This window comes from Alkalicoccus luteus (assembly GCF_012034335.1).
GTDB classification, from domain to species: Bacteria; Bacillota; Bacilli; order Bacillales; family Salisediminibacteriaceae; genus Alkalicoccus; species Alkalicoccus luteus_A.
This window is the reverse complement of record NZ_JAATHJ010000009.1, coordinates 118,243-131,518: the sequence shown is the minus strand read 5'-3', so window position 1 is coordinate 131,518 and position 13,276 is coordinate 118,243. Positions and strand designations below refer to the sequence as shown.

Annotated in this window: 19 protein-coding genes and 1 pseudogene; 3 read left to right on the top strand and 17 right to left on the bottom strand. The window is 49.4% G+C overall.

Features of this window, described 5'->3' with window-relative positions; translation table 11 throughout:
• Positions 1 to 152: 152 nt before the first annotated feature.
• From HCN83_RS08490 to ctaG, 17 genes and pseudogenes are all read right to left on the bottom strand, one after another.
• A pseudogene (locus HCN83_RS08490) lies at positions 153 to 806 on the bottom strand (response regulator).
• Complete coding sequence (locus tag HCN83_RS08485) at positions 803 to 1,480, bottom strand: sensor histidine kinase (RefSeq protein ID WP_168006295.1); 678 nt, start codon at positions 1,478 to 1,480, stop codon at positions 803 to 805. The pseudogene HCN83_RS08490 and the gene HCN83_RS08485 overlap by 4 nt, the downstream one beginning before the upstream one ends.
• A complete protein-coding gene (locus tag HCN83_RS08480; protein WP_168006293.1) occupies positions 1,481 to 1,843 on the bottom strand; it encodes a hypothetical protein in 363 nt (120 codons plus the stop codon).
• Entirely contained in the window at positions 1,836 to 2,660 is an 825-nt protein-coding gene (gene liaF, locus HCN83_RS08475; RefSeq protein WP_168006291.1) for a cell wall-active antibiotics response protein LiaF, read from the bottom strand. Before liaF ends, HCN83_RS08480 begins: the two co-directional genes overlap by 8 nt.
• A gap of 205 nt (positions 2,661 to 2,865) precedes the next feature.
• A complete protein-coding gene (gene fabF, locus HCN83_RS08470) occupies positions 2,866 to 4,104 on the bottom strand; it encodes a beta-ketoacyl-ACP synthase II (RefSeq protein ID WP_168006289.1) in 1,239 nt (412 codons plus the stop codon).
• 21 nt (positions 4,105 to 4,125) lie between these two features.
• Positions 4,126 to 5,058 carry a beta-ketoacyl-ACP synthase III gene (locus HCN83_RS08465; protein ID WP_168006287.1) on the bottom strand — a complete coding sequence of 311 codons (933 nt, stop codon included), beginning with the start codon at positions 5,056 to 5,058 and terminating at the stop codon, positions 4,126 to 4,128.
• Between the two features lie 251 nt (positions 5,059 to 5,309).
• Positions 5,310 to 5,642, bottom strand: coding sequence for a hypothetical protein (locus HCN83_RS08460; protein WP_246238155.1), 333 nt, complete (start codon positions 5,640 to 5,642; stop codon positions 5,310 to 5,312).
• A gap of 67 nt (positions 5,643 to 5,709) precedes the next feature.
• Positions 5,710 to 6,264: a DinB family protein gene (locus HCN83_RS08455; RefSeq protein ID WP_168006283.1), complete on the bottom strand. Its 555-nt coding sequence runs from the start codon at positions 6,262 to 6,264 to the stop codon at positions 5,710 to 5,712.
• 3 nt (positions 6,265 to 6,267) lie between these two features.
• Positions 6,268 to 7,227, bottom strand: a complete 960-nt coding sequence (locus HCN83_RS08450) for a BMP family ABC transporter substrate-binding protein (protein WP_168006281.1) — start codon at positions 7,225 to 7,227, stop codon at positions 6,268 to 6,270.
• Positions 7,228 to 7,272: 45 nt separating this feature from the next.
• Complete coding sequence (locus HCN83_RS08445) at positions 7,273 to 7,464, bottom strand: hypothetical protein (RefSeq protein WP_168006279.1); 192 nt, start codon at positions 7,462 to 7,464, stop codon at positions 7,273 to 7,275.
• Complete coding sequence (locus tag HCN83_RS08440) at positions 7,461 to 7,757, bottom strand: HesB/YadR/YfhF family protein (protein ID WP_205774551.1); 297 nt, start codon at positions 7,755 to 7,757, stop codon at positions 7,461 to 7,463. The genes HCN83_RS08445 and HCN83_RS08440 overlap by 4 nt, the downstream gene beginning before the upstream one ends.
• Before the next feature lie 16 nt (positions 7,758 to 7,773).
• Complete coding sequence (locus HCN83_RS08435; protein WP_168006277.1) at positions 7,774 to 8,010, bottom strand: MoaD/ThiS family protein; 237 nt, start codon at positions 8,008 to 8,010, stop codon at positions 7,774 to 7,776.
• Positions 8,007 to 8,474, bottom strand: coding sequence for a molybdenum cofactor biosynthesis protein MoaE (locus HCN83_RS08430; RefSeq protein WP_168006275.1), 468 nt, complete (start codon positions 8,472 to 8,474; stop codon positions 8,007 to 8,009). Before HCN83_RS08430 ends, HCN83_RS08435 begins: the two co-directional genes overlap by 4 nt.
• The gene (gene mobB, locus HCN83_RS08425; RefSeq protein ID WP_168006273.1) at positions 8,450 to 8,920 is read right to left on the bottom strand and encodes a molybdopterin-guanine dinucleotide biosynthesis protein B; all 471 of its coding nucleotides are present in this window, start codon (positions 8,918 to 8,920) and stop codon (positions 8,450 to 8,452) included. The genes HCN83_RS08430 and mobB overlap by 25 nt, the downstream gene beginning before the upstream one ends.
• A complete protein-coding gene (glp, locus tag HCN83_RS08420; protein ID WP_168006271.1) occupies positions 8,917 to 10,191 on the bottom strand; it encodes a gephyrin-like molybdotransferase Glp in 1,275 nt (424 codons plus the stop codon). The genes mobB and glp overlap by 4 nt, the downstream gene beginning before the upstream one ends.
• Positions 10,192 to 10,436: 245 nt before the next feature.
• Positions 10,437 to 11,057, bottom strand: a complete 621-nt coding sequence (locus HCN83_RS08415; protein ID WP_343033684.1) for an SCO family protein — start codon at positions 11,055 to 11,057, stop codon at positions 10,437 to 10,439.
• A 13-nt stretch (positions 11,058 to 11,070) separates the two neighbouring features.
• Positions 11,071 to 11,988, bottom strand: a complete 918-nt coding sequence (ctaG, locus tag HCN83_RS08410) for a cytochrome c oxidase assembly factor CtaG (RefSeq protein WP_168006267.1) — start codon at positions 11,986 to 11,988, stop codon at positions 11,071 to 11,073.
• Positions 11,989 to 12,141: 153 nt separating this feature from the next.
• On the opposite strand from ctaG, the gene HCN83_RS08405 reads away from it, so the two are divergent.
• From HCN83_RS08405 to HCN83_RS08395, 3 genes are all read left to right on the top strand, one after another.
• The gene (locus tag HCN83_RS08405) at positions 12,142 to 12,594 is read left to right on the top strand and encodes a GNAT family N-acetyltransferase (protein ID WP_168006265.1); all 453 of its coding nucleotides are present in this window, start codon (positions 12,142 to 12,144) and stop codon (positions 12,592 to 12,594) included.
• A 63-nt stretch (positions 12,595 to 12,657) separates the two neighbouring features.
• Entirely contained in the window at positions 12,658 to 12,825 is a 168-nt protein-coding gene (locus HCN83_RS08400) for a hypothetical protein (RefSeq protein WP_168006263.1), read from the top strand.
• A gap of 63 nt (positions 12,826 to 12,888) precedes the next feature.
• On the top strand, positions 12,889 to 13,275 hold the full coding sequence (locus HCN83_RS08395; protein WP_168006261.1) for a hypothetical protein: 387 nt from the start codon (positions 12,889 to 12,891) through the stop codon (positions 13,273 to 13,275).
• Position 13,276 lies beyond the last annotated feature (1 nt).

Genomic DNA, 13,276 nt, shown 5'->3' with positions numbered 1-13,276 from the left:
TGGCCGGGAGCCGCTCGGCTTTCTGCTGTTTTTTTGTCTTTTTCTCATTTCATTCCAAAAAAAGCGGAACCGGACACATCCGGCACCGCTTTTTTTGTTTCATAAAGGGCTTTTGAGACAGCCCCTTTCATCAGTGTGATTTTCTTTACGCATTACCTGCCGGATTTTTCGGTTTGATCAAGCAATCTCTGTTCATGCACATAGATTGCTGCCTGCGTCCGGTCTTCGAGCTCAAGTTTTTGCAGGATATTACTGACATGCGTTTTCACTGTCTTGATGCCGATAAAAAGGTCCTCTGACATTTCTTGATTGGTTTTGCCGCGACCAAGCTCCAGAAGCACTTCCAGCTCCCGCTTCGTCAGTTCGCTATGCTTAGCTTTCGACCGGCGCCTCATTCCCTCCACCATTCTCGAAGTAACAGACTAGGCGAATACGGACTCACCTTTTGATGCGCTCCGGATTGCAGCAGCTATTTCCTCGGCTGTGGACGTTTTTAATAAATAACTGAAGGCACCGGCCTCGAGCACCGGGTAAAGCATCTCATCGTCCAGAAAGCTTGTGAGTACAATTACTTTTGGCGGACGCTGAAGCTTTTGCAATTCTGCTGTAGCTTCAATACCATTCATCGTGTCCATTTGCAGATCCATCAGAATAACGTCAGGATGAAGTGCCTCTGATTGCATCAGCGCTTCCTTTCCATTTTTAGCTTCTCCTACAACTTCCAGATCTTCTTCCATCGATAAGTAAGTAGACAGACCAAGCCGCACCATGTCGTGATCATCTACGAGTAACAATCGAATCGTCACACTGCTTCACCTCTTTCCTTTGGCAGACGAAATTCAAGCCGTGTACCTTTACCCGGCCGGGATATTATTGTCATGTGACCGCCTAGTTCGACCATGCGCTCCCTCATCGTCATCAGACCGTAGCTCGTCGATTTAACCGCCTCAGGGTCAAATCCACTGCCGTCATCCGTTAACACAATCATCGTTTTTCCTGTACCTGCGGTGGCACTAAGTATCACTTCAGTTGGCTTCCCGTGACGCAGCGCGTTGGATATACCTTCCTGAAGTACACGAAATATATGCTCTTCCACCCCTTTAGAGCATACCGGAATACCAGACGTGTCTGCCTGAAAATGAATACGTTCATGCTTAGCGTCCAATTCGTAAAAGAGCTGTTCTACTGCTTCTTTTAACGGCTTTCCTTCCAGCGTAACCGGCCGGAGCTGCATGATCAGCGCCCGCAGTTCCTGCTGCGCTTCCTGAATCATTGTTGTCACACTCCCAGCTGTTTGTACTGCCTTTCCGGGAGCCTTATCAATAAGCTTAGGCATCGCACTCATTGACATGGAGACAGCAAAAAGCTGCTGACTCACTGAATCGTGAAGTTCTCTTGCAAGCCTGCGCCTTTCTTCCTGTCCGGCACCCCGCTCCCGCTCTTCCAGAAGCGCTGCATTTTCGTTAAGCAATCTTTTCAATCAAGCAACCTGTTGTTCATCATCCTCAATCATGCCGGTCACTTCCTGCATCAGTCTGCCAAGCTCATCTTCCTCCGGCTCAGGGAACGTATTGCCCGCCCCGCGGCGTCTCTGCTTCACAGCAGCCAAATATTGCAGCATTCTTCTTTTCTCTGTTCTGACACGCTGATAATGAAAAAACAGAGCAGGCAGAACGAAGCTTAGCACTGCCGTCAGAATGAGCATCGTTGTATTTGTTTCAACTGCAGTAAGGAAAAGAACTGTAGTGAAAAGCAAAAGTCCGGCAGCAGCTGATTTCAACTGAACTTGCATCGAAGACCAGAAAAGGCCGGATGGTTTTCGTTTTTGTTCGATTTCAGCCAACCTGAATCACCTCCAGGTCTCCAAGTCCTACAGCGATATGCAGCACGAGCCGTCTTTCTGCTTCATGAAATCCTTCGCTTACAAAGGATACCGTTCTGCCCGAGCCGGCCTGGGAATCATGAAAAATTGTTACCTCACCCAGTTTAACCGCTCCCCGCACAGAGATGGCCATCCCTTCCGGCACTTGAATTTCCACACTGCCTATGCCGCAGCTGATATGCATTTGATTGTCCCCTTCATGCAGAATCGCTTTGGTGAAATCAATCTCGACACTGCCTGCCCCCATTTGCAGCCGCCTCCCGGCTGGCTCCCACGGCTGACGTCCAATGGACATATCGCCGAGAGCGGTTTTTTCCGCACCTCCTGAAAACCCATCAAACGAACCGTGCATTTTCTTCTTTTTCTTTTTATTAACCTTTTCTCCAGGCTTCATTCCAGGTTCCCATTTCACAACCGTTGTCGTATCCCGGTCAAAGAACAGCTTAAATCCGGCGTAAAACAAAAAGACCGGCCACGTCCAGTTCCAAACATCCTGCAAACTGTAGCTCCCTGGCGTATATTGGTTATATCCAAGTGCGGCCGCTGCAGATATAGTCCATAATCCGAACAGCAAGAGCCCGATGTGGCGCCTGTCCCGCTTGAACGAACGGATCATCGCAAAGAAGCCTTCCGCTGTCCATTTCAACCCAAGCAAAGTCAGTGTCACTGCCGCTCCAAATAAAAAGATCCGATCTGTCCCAAGCGAAATCCAGCCACTGTTTACTGCTAAAAAGACGACTCCTGATGCAAGCAGAATCAGCCCGATTATTTTTCTCATCCCCTTCACCCTCCGATCCGCTATTTTCCTAATACTTACATTATAAGCGAAGCAATCTCTCCTGCCTATCACCTGTCGACGGTTTCTTTCTCAGCCTGCAGACGGAGAAGAGATGTTCGATCAACTGAGCTGTGTTACTTATCGCACCCGGAGCAGGCATCTGCGATAAAAAAGGAAGCCTCTTTTTTAAGAGACTTCCTTCTTATCAGCTGTATTTTTTAAATAAAAGAGAAACGTTGTGTCCGCCGAAGCCAAGAGAATTGCTCATCACATAGTCAAGCTCAGCGCTCCTCGCCTCACCTGAAACGATGTCGAGGTCGCACGCTTCGTCCTGATTCTCACAGTTGATCGTCGGCGGAAGAATGCTTTCTTCGATCGCTTTCGCAGCGAAGATCGCTTCGATCGCACCTGCTGCTCCCAGTAAATGACCGGTCATTGACTTTGTAGAGCTCATGGCGAGCTTATAAGCATGGTCGCCAAAAACGCCTTTAACGGCTTCTGTTTCATATTTATCATTATACTCGGTGCTTGTTCCATGAGCGTTAATGTAATCTATTTGCTCAGGCTTTACTCCGGCCTGATCCAGCGCCTGCTGCATCGCCCGGCCCGCACCTTCACCCTTTGGCGCCGGCGCAGTTACGTGATAAGCGTCACCAGTGGCACCATAGCCGATGATTTCTGCATAAATGTGTGCGCCTCGCTCCTGAGCCGATTCCAGAGATTCCAGAATCAGAATTCCTGTACCTTCTGACATTACGAAGCCGTCCCGGTTTTTATCAAACGGGCGGCTTGCTGAAGCCGGATCCGGATTCGTGGACAGAGCCCGTGCTGAAGAAAATCCGGCGAAGGACATTTCAGTCAGCGGCGCCTCAGCTCCTCCGGTGATCATGGCATCCGCATCTCCTCGTTCAATGACCTTATAGGCGTCGCCAATCGAGTTAGCTCCAGATGCACAGGCTGTCACCGAGCAGGAATTAATGCCTTTTGCCCCGAGCTCAATGGACACCTGACCGGAGGCCATATCCGGAATCAGCATCGGCACAAAAAATGGCGAAACCCGGCGATAGCCGCGCTTCTCATACAGACGGAACTGCTTTTCATACGTTTCCATGCCGCCGATACCTGATCCGATCCAGACCCCAATCCGCCCGGCATTGCCTTCATGAATGTCAAGACCGGCATCTTTCACAGCCATCCGGGCTCCGGCAACTGCAAATTGAGTGAAGCGGTCCATTTTACGGGCACCTTTCGGGTCCATAAACGTACCTGGATCGAAATCCTTTACCTCACCCGCTACTTTGGCAGGAAAGTTTGCTTCTTCATAACGGTTAAATGTATCAATGCCTGAACGGCCGTTACGGATGCCGTCCCATGACTCTTGAGCACTGTTTCCTAGCGGTGTCAGTGCACCAATTCCTGTAATGACTACTCGTTGTTTCGACATAGCTGTGTCGCTCCTTTTTCCTTATTTTCCCCATCTGAGTGCAACGGAGCCCCATACGAGTCCGGCTCCAAAGCCGACTAATACGACAAGATCTCCATCTTTTATGTTTCCTTGATCCAATTCATATTTTAACGAAAGAGGAACGGATGCGGAAGAGGTATTTCCATACCGGTCAACCGTCTTAGACATCTTTTCCTCCGGCAGATCGAGCCGCTGTCTGGCTGATTCCATGATGCGGATATTTGCCTGGTGAGGCACGAGAAAGTCAACGTCTTCCTTAGTCAGTCCTGCTGACTCCACTGCATTAATGCATGATTCACCCATCTGACGGACAGCAAATTTAAACACTTCTCTGCCATTCATAAAAAGATGGTCCTGCATACTGATGTGCTCCCCGCCTGCCCCATCAGAACCAAGTTCAAATGACAGGATTCCTTTATCGTCAGAGACAGGGCCGAGTACTGTTGCACCGGACCCGTCACCAAACAGAACAGCCGTGTTGCGGTCTTCCCAGTCGACGACCTTTGAAAGCTTTTCCGTTCCGATCACGAGTACATGTTTATATGTGCCTGTTTCAATAAACTGCTTTCCGGTGACAAGTCCGTAAATATAACCGGCACACGCTGCGCTGACATCCATTGCAGCTGCACGATGTGCTCCAAGCTGATGCTGAAGCATGCTTGAGACCGATGGAAACGAACGGTCAGGTGTAACGGTCGCGACGATAATCATATCGAGATCAGCGCCTGTTATACCTGCATTATCAAGAGCTTCCTGTGCTGCATACAGGCTCATATGTGACGTATCGACGTCGTCTGACGCGATCCGCCGCTCTTTAATACCTGTTCGCGTCCGAATCCATTCATCAGACGTGTCGATACGCTGCTCTAGATCTTTATTTGTAATCACATGCTCGGGGACGTATGTGCCCATACCCCAAAATCCTACTCGCATGCCTGTTCCTCCTCGCTGCTGGTTGTTATATCTATGATTATGACCTAGTACTAATAAAATTGCAACCCGGTTCAGATGTTCCGTTCCAGCAGGCTGCACGCTTTTTTAAAATAGCATATCGTTGTTATTTTTGATACGAAGCATACCAAGCACGTGACAGCACTACGCTTTATTTTTTTGCCTCTTCTGTCCGGATGCTGTGTGCTGCCAGGAAAATCACAAAAAAAACCAGCCCCCGTAACGGGACTGGCTCAGTCGTTATCCTGCTCTTCTGCGACAGACTCCATCAGAACCGTGAACATTTCATCTACTCGTGTCACAAGTGCCTGTTCGCGTTCGTCTTCGGGCGTCTGAGCTTTTAACTCTTCATACGTCTCCAGAAAGGGCTCTACCTGCCGATCCCCAATCTGCGCAATAGCAGTGTAAGCCAGCAGCTTGACATTAGGCTTTGACTCGCTGTGCAGCATCGGTACGAGCGGTTCAAGCAGCTGTCTGGCTCTTGAATACTTTTTTTCGTGAACGGCTTCATAGCCGTCCGTAACCCGGCGGGCCAGTTTTTCCATTGCTTGTCTGTTCTCTGCCAACGTAGCACGTCCTTTCAGTCGATGCGTTTCGTTCAACTTGATCATATAAGCTTATTTTTCTTAATGGTCAAAGAGAAAGATACGGTGTGTTAAAGTGATCCCACTTTTCCCGCTGTCCGTTAATCCAGCGGCGAAGCATGTACATTTGCCCGATATGATAGCTCTCGTGATGCAGCAAATGCCAAAGCACCCATTCGGGCGAGTACACTTCCTCTGTCTTGCTTCCTGCAGGCTTCTTATCCGCCCGCCTGAATTCCTGGTCGGAAAGGGCATAGTAGTATTCGCGTGTCTGAATACGGGCTTCTCCAAGCCTCGCGAGCAGAAAGCTTTTCTCAATGTGGACAGGACAATGGATGGTTTGTTCTTCTTTAAAGAGGAACCGTTCACGGTCTTCGTCTGTTACGCTTGTTTCCCGCAGGACAGCCTGATTCCACCACCATTCAATCTGAGCAAGGTGAAGCGCATAGCCTGCGATGCTGGGAAAGTCTGATACCTGATGGTGCATGTCCTCTTCATTCAGCTCCGCGATCAGCTCAAGCAGCTTTTCGCGCGTCTGAATAACACCTCCCAGCAGATGCATCGATTCCCTTGACGACACCGGGGCAAGCGTGTATTCCTTCATAGACTATTCCTCCTCTTGTTGGCTCTCATGTGGAAGTTTTCCGTCTTCCGCATAGCTTTGAACCACGTCATTCATCCATTTCCTTGTTTCTTCTTCTACCGCTGGTCCATAAGGGGCCAGGGAAATGGCCTCCTCTGCAAAATCGAACGAATGACGCCCAGGCTCAAGCGTGCCGTTACGAAACCGGTCTGCGGCCGTCAGATATAGCTCATCCACGTGCTGAAGCGTACTCGTCAGAACTGTCTCCGGACTTACCGATGACTGGTCGGTGACATACCCGATTACATACGCTCCACGCGCAGCCGCCCGCTCGATTGCAGCCTCTGAAAATCCGTCTCCGGCCGTATAAAACACGTCTGCATCCTGATCTGCAAGCTCATCAAGATACCCGACAGCTGCACCCTCATCGACCCAGCTTTCCGTCATGCGGGCCGAGACCTGGATATCAGGATTGTGCCAGCGAGCCCCTTCAGCGAAAGCCTGAACTTCCGGCTGATAAGGAAAGGCACCGATCACGGCTATGTGACCGCTCGCCGATTGCTCAGCTGCAAGCATTCCGGCGAAGTATCCCATAGCATACCCTTCAAAGTGCATGCTTGAAACATTTTCTGCAGATGCGCTTTCGTTGAAGCTGATAAAGTGGATATCTTCATATCCTTCGTTCAGCTGCAGAAACATATCTGAATAAATAGAGCCATGACCGAACAAGAGGTTTACCCCCTCTTCTGCCATCTGTTCAACCGCGTTTGCGGTTTCTTCAAAATTCGTCACGCCTTCCATCACATGCACCTCAGCATCAAAGTCGCTTTGAAGCTGCAGAACTCCTTCATAGCCCTGACGGTTCCACTCCTGCTCTTCGATCGGGTGAGTCAGCAGGAGGCCGACTTCCAGCCTGTCCCGTTCTTCCGCCGATGCACAGGCGGAAGTGATGAGAAGCAGCGCAACAAACAAAAATTGTTTCACACGTGCCATCTCCCCCATACGTATTCAGCGGCGGCCTGCGGCCGCCTACCGGTTCTGCTTATCGGCAGAGGCGGAGCCTTTCATCTGAAAATAGCTCCATTCCAGCAGAAATCCCCCTGCAAGTGCAGTCATCACAGCCACTTCAACAGGAACTTCTGTTAAGATATCCAACATTAAATATATCACAAGTGCTGAGACAGAAAACACAGCTACGCCAATGATCAGCTTACGCTTCATACAAGTTCTCCATGACGAAACGCGATTTCCTCCGCAGCTTCATCCCATTCGACGTAAAACGGACGGTCCCCAAAATACCAGCTGTCCTTATCTTCTACGTAAAAGATGACGCCCTCAGACTCTGCGGATGCTGCAGCTTCCACCGGTTCATCTATGGCAACTCCTAATGAGAAACCGGTTTGTATATTTCCACAGCCCCCATACCTGACAAAAAAGCGGATGCTTGCGCCGTTCTCTACCTCCATATCACGTTTCATATGAACAGCAGCATCGTTCGAAACAGACATGTCCATTCTTTTTCAACCTCCTTTATCCACCCGAAACCGGCGGAATAAATGCGACGGTGCCGCCAGCTCGAATGATTTCCTGATCCGGAACGAATTCTTCGTCAACTGCAGCCATAGCCCGCTCTGTACCAGGAATTTCAGGATAATTTTCTTTCATAAAAAGCCGGATGTCAGACACTGAAACGTGCTCGGCTTCCATTTCCAGCTGATCCGTTCCAGCCGCCTCTTTCATGCCGGCAAACAGCAAAATTCTAATCATGATTTATCCTCCTCCGGTGCCCCTTCAGCATAAGAAGTCGTCTCCAGCTGATCACCGATCCAAGTTGAACCGTCCTCCCAGTGCTCCTTTTTCCAAATTGGCACGATTTCCTTGATTCGTTCAATCGCAAAGCGGCTTCCTTTAAACGAAGCATCCCGGTGAGGCGATGAGACAGCAATGACAACCGCCGCATCGCTGATAGCAAGAGAGCCGATCCGATGCTCGATGGAGGTGATCGTACCCGGCCATTTTTCTTCGATTTCAGCCCCGATTTGAGCCAGTTTTTTCTCAGCCATCGGCACATAAGCTTCGTACGTTAATGAGAGCGTTCGTTTTCCTTTTGTCATCTCCCGTACTGTTCCTATAAAAACGGTGACGGCACCCGCATTTTTGTCTGTTACGCGCTGAATAATCGCACCGCTGTCAAGCGGCTCTTCCGTTACACGATAGCGCTTCTGTTCCATACGATCTCTCCTATCGGATCTATGTCATTGAGAGCTTCTGTCAGCGTCATTCCATTTGTTCCGCCAATGTGCAACACGCTGTCAGCTGCTTGAGGCAGTGCTTCATTCGTATGCAGCACCAGCTTTGGATACGGTCCTTGTTTAAATCCTTCAATCATTAACAGCTCCGTTCCAATCACTTTGTGAACCTGCACGATCTGTTCAATAGTTAGTGCCTGACGGATATTCCAGGTCGTCTCTTCCTGTGAAACAAGCATATCCGCTTTGGCACCTGCTTCTCGAAAAAGCCCTGTATCTGTTGAGTCCGGCGATGCCAATCTGCTGCCAGTACCGTGATGCTTAACGGCTGCTGTCAGCACTCCTTTAATCGTAAAATAGTCAATAAGCGACTTTGTAAGCGTCGTTTTTCCGCTGTCGGAAAAGCCGATCACCTGCATGACTCTCATCGATCCTTCACCGGTTCAGAGAACGTATCGCTGCCGTCTCCGCGCAGCAACAGCACGTCAACCGCGTCTCCATTCTGATAGCCCCGTGTACCGCCTGGCAGGACAATAAGTGCGTTGGAACGAGCAAGCGACGTCACAACCTGAGATTTATCAAGTCCTGCCGGCACGGCCGTCATACCGTTTTCATTAAACTTGACAATTCCGCGCACGAAGCGTGTAAATGGATTTGGCTTTGGAAAGTCACTAGCCAGCACTGCCGGTGCAGGCTGCAGGTAAGGCTGCTTATCGCCGTGTGCCTGCCTGATCCACGGACCAGCGAAAAGCTCAAAACCGACGAAGCAGGCTGACGGGTTTCCGGATAATCCAAAGAGCGGCTTATTGTCCAAAACAGCAGCAGTCGTAACACTTCCGGGGCGCATCGCAATCTTGTTAAAGAGGACTTCCGCGCCAAGCTTGTCGTAAATAGCCGGCAGAAAATCGAAATCGCCAACCGAAACGCCTCCGGTTGTGATCAGCGCATCCACTTGCTGAAGCGCATCTTTTACCTTTTTATAACACAGCTCGAACTCATCCGGAAGCTGTCCGAAGTAGACCGGTTCCGCTCCCGCTTCCCGAAGCTGCTGCAGCACCATCGGCGCATTGCTGTTACGGATTTTTCCCGGCTCCAATGGTTCACCCGGTTCAAGCAGCTCTGTTCCTGTGGCATAAACGCCAACTTTGACAGGCCGGGCTGTTTCTACCTGTGCACACCCAAACGTAGCCAGACCGGCAACTGCTCCGGCATGAATCCGTTCCCCCTGCTCCAGGACAACACTGCCTCGCCGCATTTCCTCGCCCTGTATGACTACATTGTCCTGAGGATGAAAGGCACGCGTAATTTCGATATATCCGCCGTCCTCCAGTTCTTTCGTAAGCTCAAACATGATGATGGCATCGGTTCCTTCGGGCATCATTGTACCCGTCATCACCCGAATACATTCACCAGGTCCAGGCTTATGGACAGCGGTATGTCCAGCTCCAACCGTCTCAAGCACACGCAGCTTTACCGGCTCGTCGCGAGATGCATTCCGGGTATCTGCTGCCCTTACAGCAAATCCGTCGAGCGGAGACCTGTCAAATGGGGGAACGTCAGCATCCGCATAGACATCAGCTGCTAAAATTCGACCTCCTGCCTGCTCAAGCGGAACAGTCTCAGAATATGTATGATACGGCAGCTGCATGACCCGGTTTACAGCTTCCGATACGGAAATTGGTTTACGTGGTTGCACCATATCTATCCCTCCTGCTTCTAGTTTAGCAGAAAATGCACTGTGCTGTACGTGCGCGTCTTCATTTCTGAAGATAGACCTAAGTATCATCAAGAGCGTAAAAAATTCACGCGGAAAAGATGTGTTCCTCATTCATAATTTACAAGATGTGGTTTACGGATCTCCTCCCTGACAAAAAAGCCGCCTCGATTGAGACGACCTCTTCTTATTCAGCCTGAGCAACTATCTGCTCCTGATTGCCGAACTGGTTAGTTTTCTTCCATCACAGACTGCATATCCTCTACTGTTACTTCTGCATCGAAGCTGTCTTCTCCAGCATACATACGTACGACCTGACCTTCAGGGTTCACGAAGAAAAAGCGGATTGGATGCATAATGTCATTTTGTTCAGGAATTTCCTGGACCTGCGCCTTAAAAGAATCAAGCGCATAGGTCTGAATGTCTTCCCGCTCGTAACCAGTCAGAAAGTCCCAGCTGTCGAAATCTGCGCCGTACGACTCTCCGTAAGACTCGAGCTGTTCAGGGGTGTCAAACTCCGGATCGACCGTAAAGGAGACAATTCGTGCCTCTACTCCCGCTTCTTCCATTTCCTGCTGAAGCTCGGCCATATTTGGGCTCATGACGTTGCAGACTGTCGGACAGCGGGTGAAAATGGTTTTTGCGAGCCACCATTCCCCTTCCAGATCAGCTGAGGTGACATCCTCGCCATGCTGATTAACCGCTTCAAACTCTCCGGTCATCCAGGGCTCATCTGCTGCAGTCGTATCAATAACTGCTTCTCCCTGAGCTGATTCACTTGCATCTTCGTAGAGAAAGCTGCAGCCGGATAGCAGTAGCACCCCGAGCATTACTGAAAATTGTTTGAGCACATTGATCCGTCCTTTAATTTGCATTTGGCTGGTACATTTCATACTCTTCAAATTGTTCCTGGGAAGTTTCCTCTTTGTCCCGCTTCTGCCAAAGACGGAACGAATAGCCAATGGCTACACCGTACACGAGCTCCTGAATGATTTTCATCATTGCACCACCGAACTGCTGGTCGTTGGTCGGTGACAGGAATGTAAGCGACTGCTCCCCGCTCATGACTTCAAACGGAATGTCTGCGCCTGGCGGCAGGCAGTATGCGATAGCAGTGGACCATACCGCAGGATCCGTATATGTAGCATAAAGCGGCTGTCCTGCAAAAATAATTAGCGCACAAGCCGGAGTAAAGAGCACGCCGGAAACAAACATATAGCCGATTCGCTTCAGCTCTGACAGGTTGTAGGCAGTAGTGATCCGCGGAATAATATGCCACCACATTAAAACCGCAAGCACGAGCATGCCGAGCTGGTAAATGTTATGCGCCCCTTCGTTTGTCAATAAAAAGTCAAACACGGCCGGTATATGGTATATCGAAAAAGCTGCATTAAACAGCAGCAGACCGAGCAGTGGAAAGCCGATAATAAAAAACAGGTTTCGCACTGGCTTCATCTGCCGGAACCGCTCAAAAAACCAATCCGGAATACCGAGAAGCAAAAGCGGCGGTGCAATCAAATAGACGATAGCCATGGAGATCATGTGCATGCTGAGCATAATGTGCCCGAGCACGTAAAGCGGGCCGCCGAATCCTAAGTAAATACCGAACAAGCCGAGATGAAAGTATGTGATTCGTTTTCTGGAAACCGGCGCAGCATCTGGAAAGCGGTGCCTGTATTTTGTTATGATAAGGAAGTAGACTGCACTGATGAGGCCGAGTACCACGATCAGCTCCGGGGTCCAGATCGTCCGGAAAGTAAAAGTCGAAAAGAATTGTTCCATAAAATCCAGTCTCCTCATGATGTAGCTCGTAGTCGCGCATGAATGGCGCATAGTATAGTTATAACACGATTTGCATGCAAATCCTACCACCTTCGATCACGATTCTTGACGATTGCTTGAACAGATCTTTCATTAAAAAGGAGCAGACAGCCTATGAAGATTTACCACGTTCAAAAGCCGGGAACAGATGACGAGATTTCGCGGATTGCCGCGCTGATGATGGAACAGATGGAACAACTGAGCGATCCTCCGGAGTTGGAAAACCTGGAACAAACGGTCCGTACTGCCCTTCAGCAGGAGTGTGCTTCCGAATTTTTTGTCGCTGTTCGTAAAGATGAATTTGTCGGATGTGCCTTTTTAAATAAGGGGGTCGGTCTCGATAAAGGCGGTTATTACATATGGCTTAACGACCTGTATGTCCGCAAAGCGGACAGGCAGCAGGGGATCGCGCGCAAACTGCTGCTCAGAGTGCTGCAGTGGGCCGAAGCAGAAAATTTTAAAGGGATTGAACTGGAAACGGGCATGAACAACGAAGCGACGAAGCGGCTTTATAATTCTCTCGGCTTCTATGATATCGTCAGTAAACGGTACGGCCGGACACTTTAGGTTATACTGAACCTGAAAGCGGGAATAACTGAGGCAGATACATCTGAAAAGACGCAGATGCCAATGAACCAGCAGCTGTTGAAACTGACCATCTTTTTAAGCTCCTATTCCCCTAATTTTTATATCGCATCTCTCCGCCTGTATGAGGATCAGAACCTGTCTGTATCGACGCTTCTGATCCTTTTTGGTGCGGTAACCGTTATTGCAGCATCTTCTATAACGCATGCATAGCGAGGTTAATATAAACACGACAACAACACGACACGTCCCGAAGCAACGAGCCGGGTATCAAGCGTGCAGCCGCTCAAGAATTCTCTCTTCACAGCTTACCTGGTATCTTTTTTTCTGCCGATTATCGACGTATCGTTTACGTCCATTACCGATACCGTTACGTTTCTGACGATCTTTGCCCTGCTGTTTATTCTCTCTCTGCAGACAAACATGTACTATTTTAATCCGCTGCTGCTTATTATTTTTAAGTACCAGGCATTCGAAGCACGAATTGATGATTTTGAGAACTCAGAGAGCTCCACGCCTAAACACGGTGTCATCATTACGAAAGAGAATCTGGAGTTTTTTAATGAAAAGCCGGATTTGCAGCTCGTGAAAATAAAAGACGGTCTTTACTATCATAAGCAGACGTTTGAGGAAAAAACGGTAACTCAGGGTGCAAGCGATTAAC

What these genes read in the sequence shown, in the direction of transcription:
- liaF (WP_168006291.1), bottom strand. Translation starts at nt 2,660, where the DNA reads ATGAGAAAAATAATCGGGCTGATTCTGCTTGCATCAGGAGTCGTCTTT.
- fabF (WP_168006289.1), bottom strand. Translation starts at nt 4,104, where the DNA reads ATGTCGAAACAACGAGTAGTCATTACAGGAATTGGTGCACTGACACCG.
- HCN83_RS08465 (WP_168006287.1), bottom strand. Translation starts at nt 5,058, where the DNA reads ATGCGAGTAGGATTTTGGGGTATGGGCACATACGTCCCCGAGCATGTG.
- HCN83_RS08455 (WP_168006283.1), bottom strand. Translation starts at nt 6,264, where the DNA reads ATGAAGGAATACACGCTTGCCCCGGTGTCGTCAAGGGAATCGATGCAT.
- HCN83_RS08445 (WP_168006279.1), bottom strand. Translation starts at nt 7,464, where the DNA reads ATGAAGCGTAAGCTGATCATTGGCGTAGCTGTGTTTTCTGTCTCAGCA.
- HCN83_RS08440 (WP_205774551.1), bottom strand. Translation starts at nt 7,757, where the DNA reads ATGGACATGTCTGTTTCGAACGATGCTGCTGTTCATATGAAACGTGAT.
- HCN83_RS08435 (WP_168006277.1), bottom strand. Translation starts at nt 8,010, where the DNA reads ATGATTAGAATTTTGCTGTTTGCCGGCATGAAAGAGGCGGCTGGAACG.
- HCN83_RS08430 (WP_168006275.1), bottom strand. Translation starts at nt 8,474, where the DNA reads ATGGAACAGAAGCGCTATCGTGTAACGGAAGAGCCGCTTGACAGCGGT.
- mobB (WP_168006273.1), bottom strand. Translation starts at nt 8,920, where the DNA reads ATGAGAGTCATGCAGGTGATCGGCTTTTCCGACAGCGGAAAAACGACG.
- glp (WP_168006271.1), bottom strand. Translation starts at nt 10,191, where the DNA reads ATGGTGCAACCACGTAAACCAATTTCCGTATCGGAAGCTGTAAACCGG.
- ctaG (WP_168006267.1), bottom strand. Translation starts at nt 11,988, where the DNA reads ATGGAACAATTCTTTTCGACTTTTACTTTCCGGACGATCTGGACCCCG.
- HCN83_RS08405 (WP_168006265.1), top strand. Translation starts at nt 12,142, where the DNA reads ATGAAGATTTACCACGTTCAAAAGCCGGGAACAGATGACGAGATTTCG.
- HCN83_RS08400 (WP_168006263.1), top strand. Translation starts at nt 12,658, where the DNA reads ATGAACCAGCAGCTGTTGAAACTGACCATCTTTTTAAGCTCCTATTCC.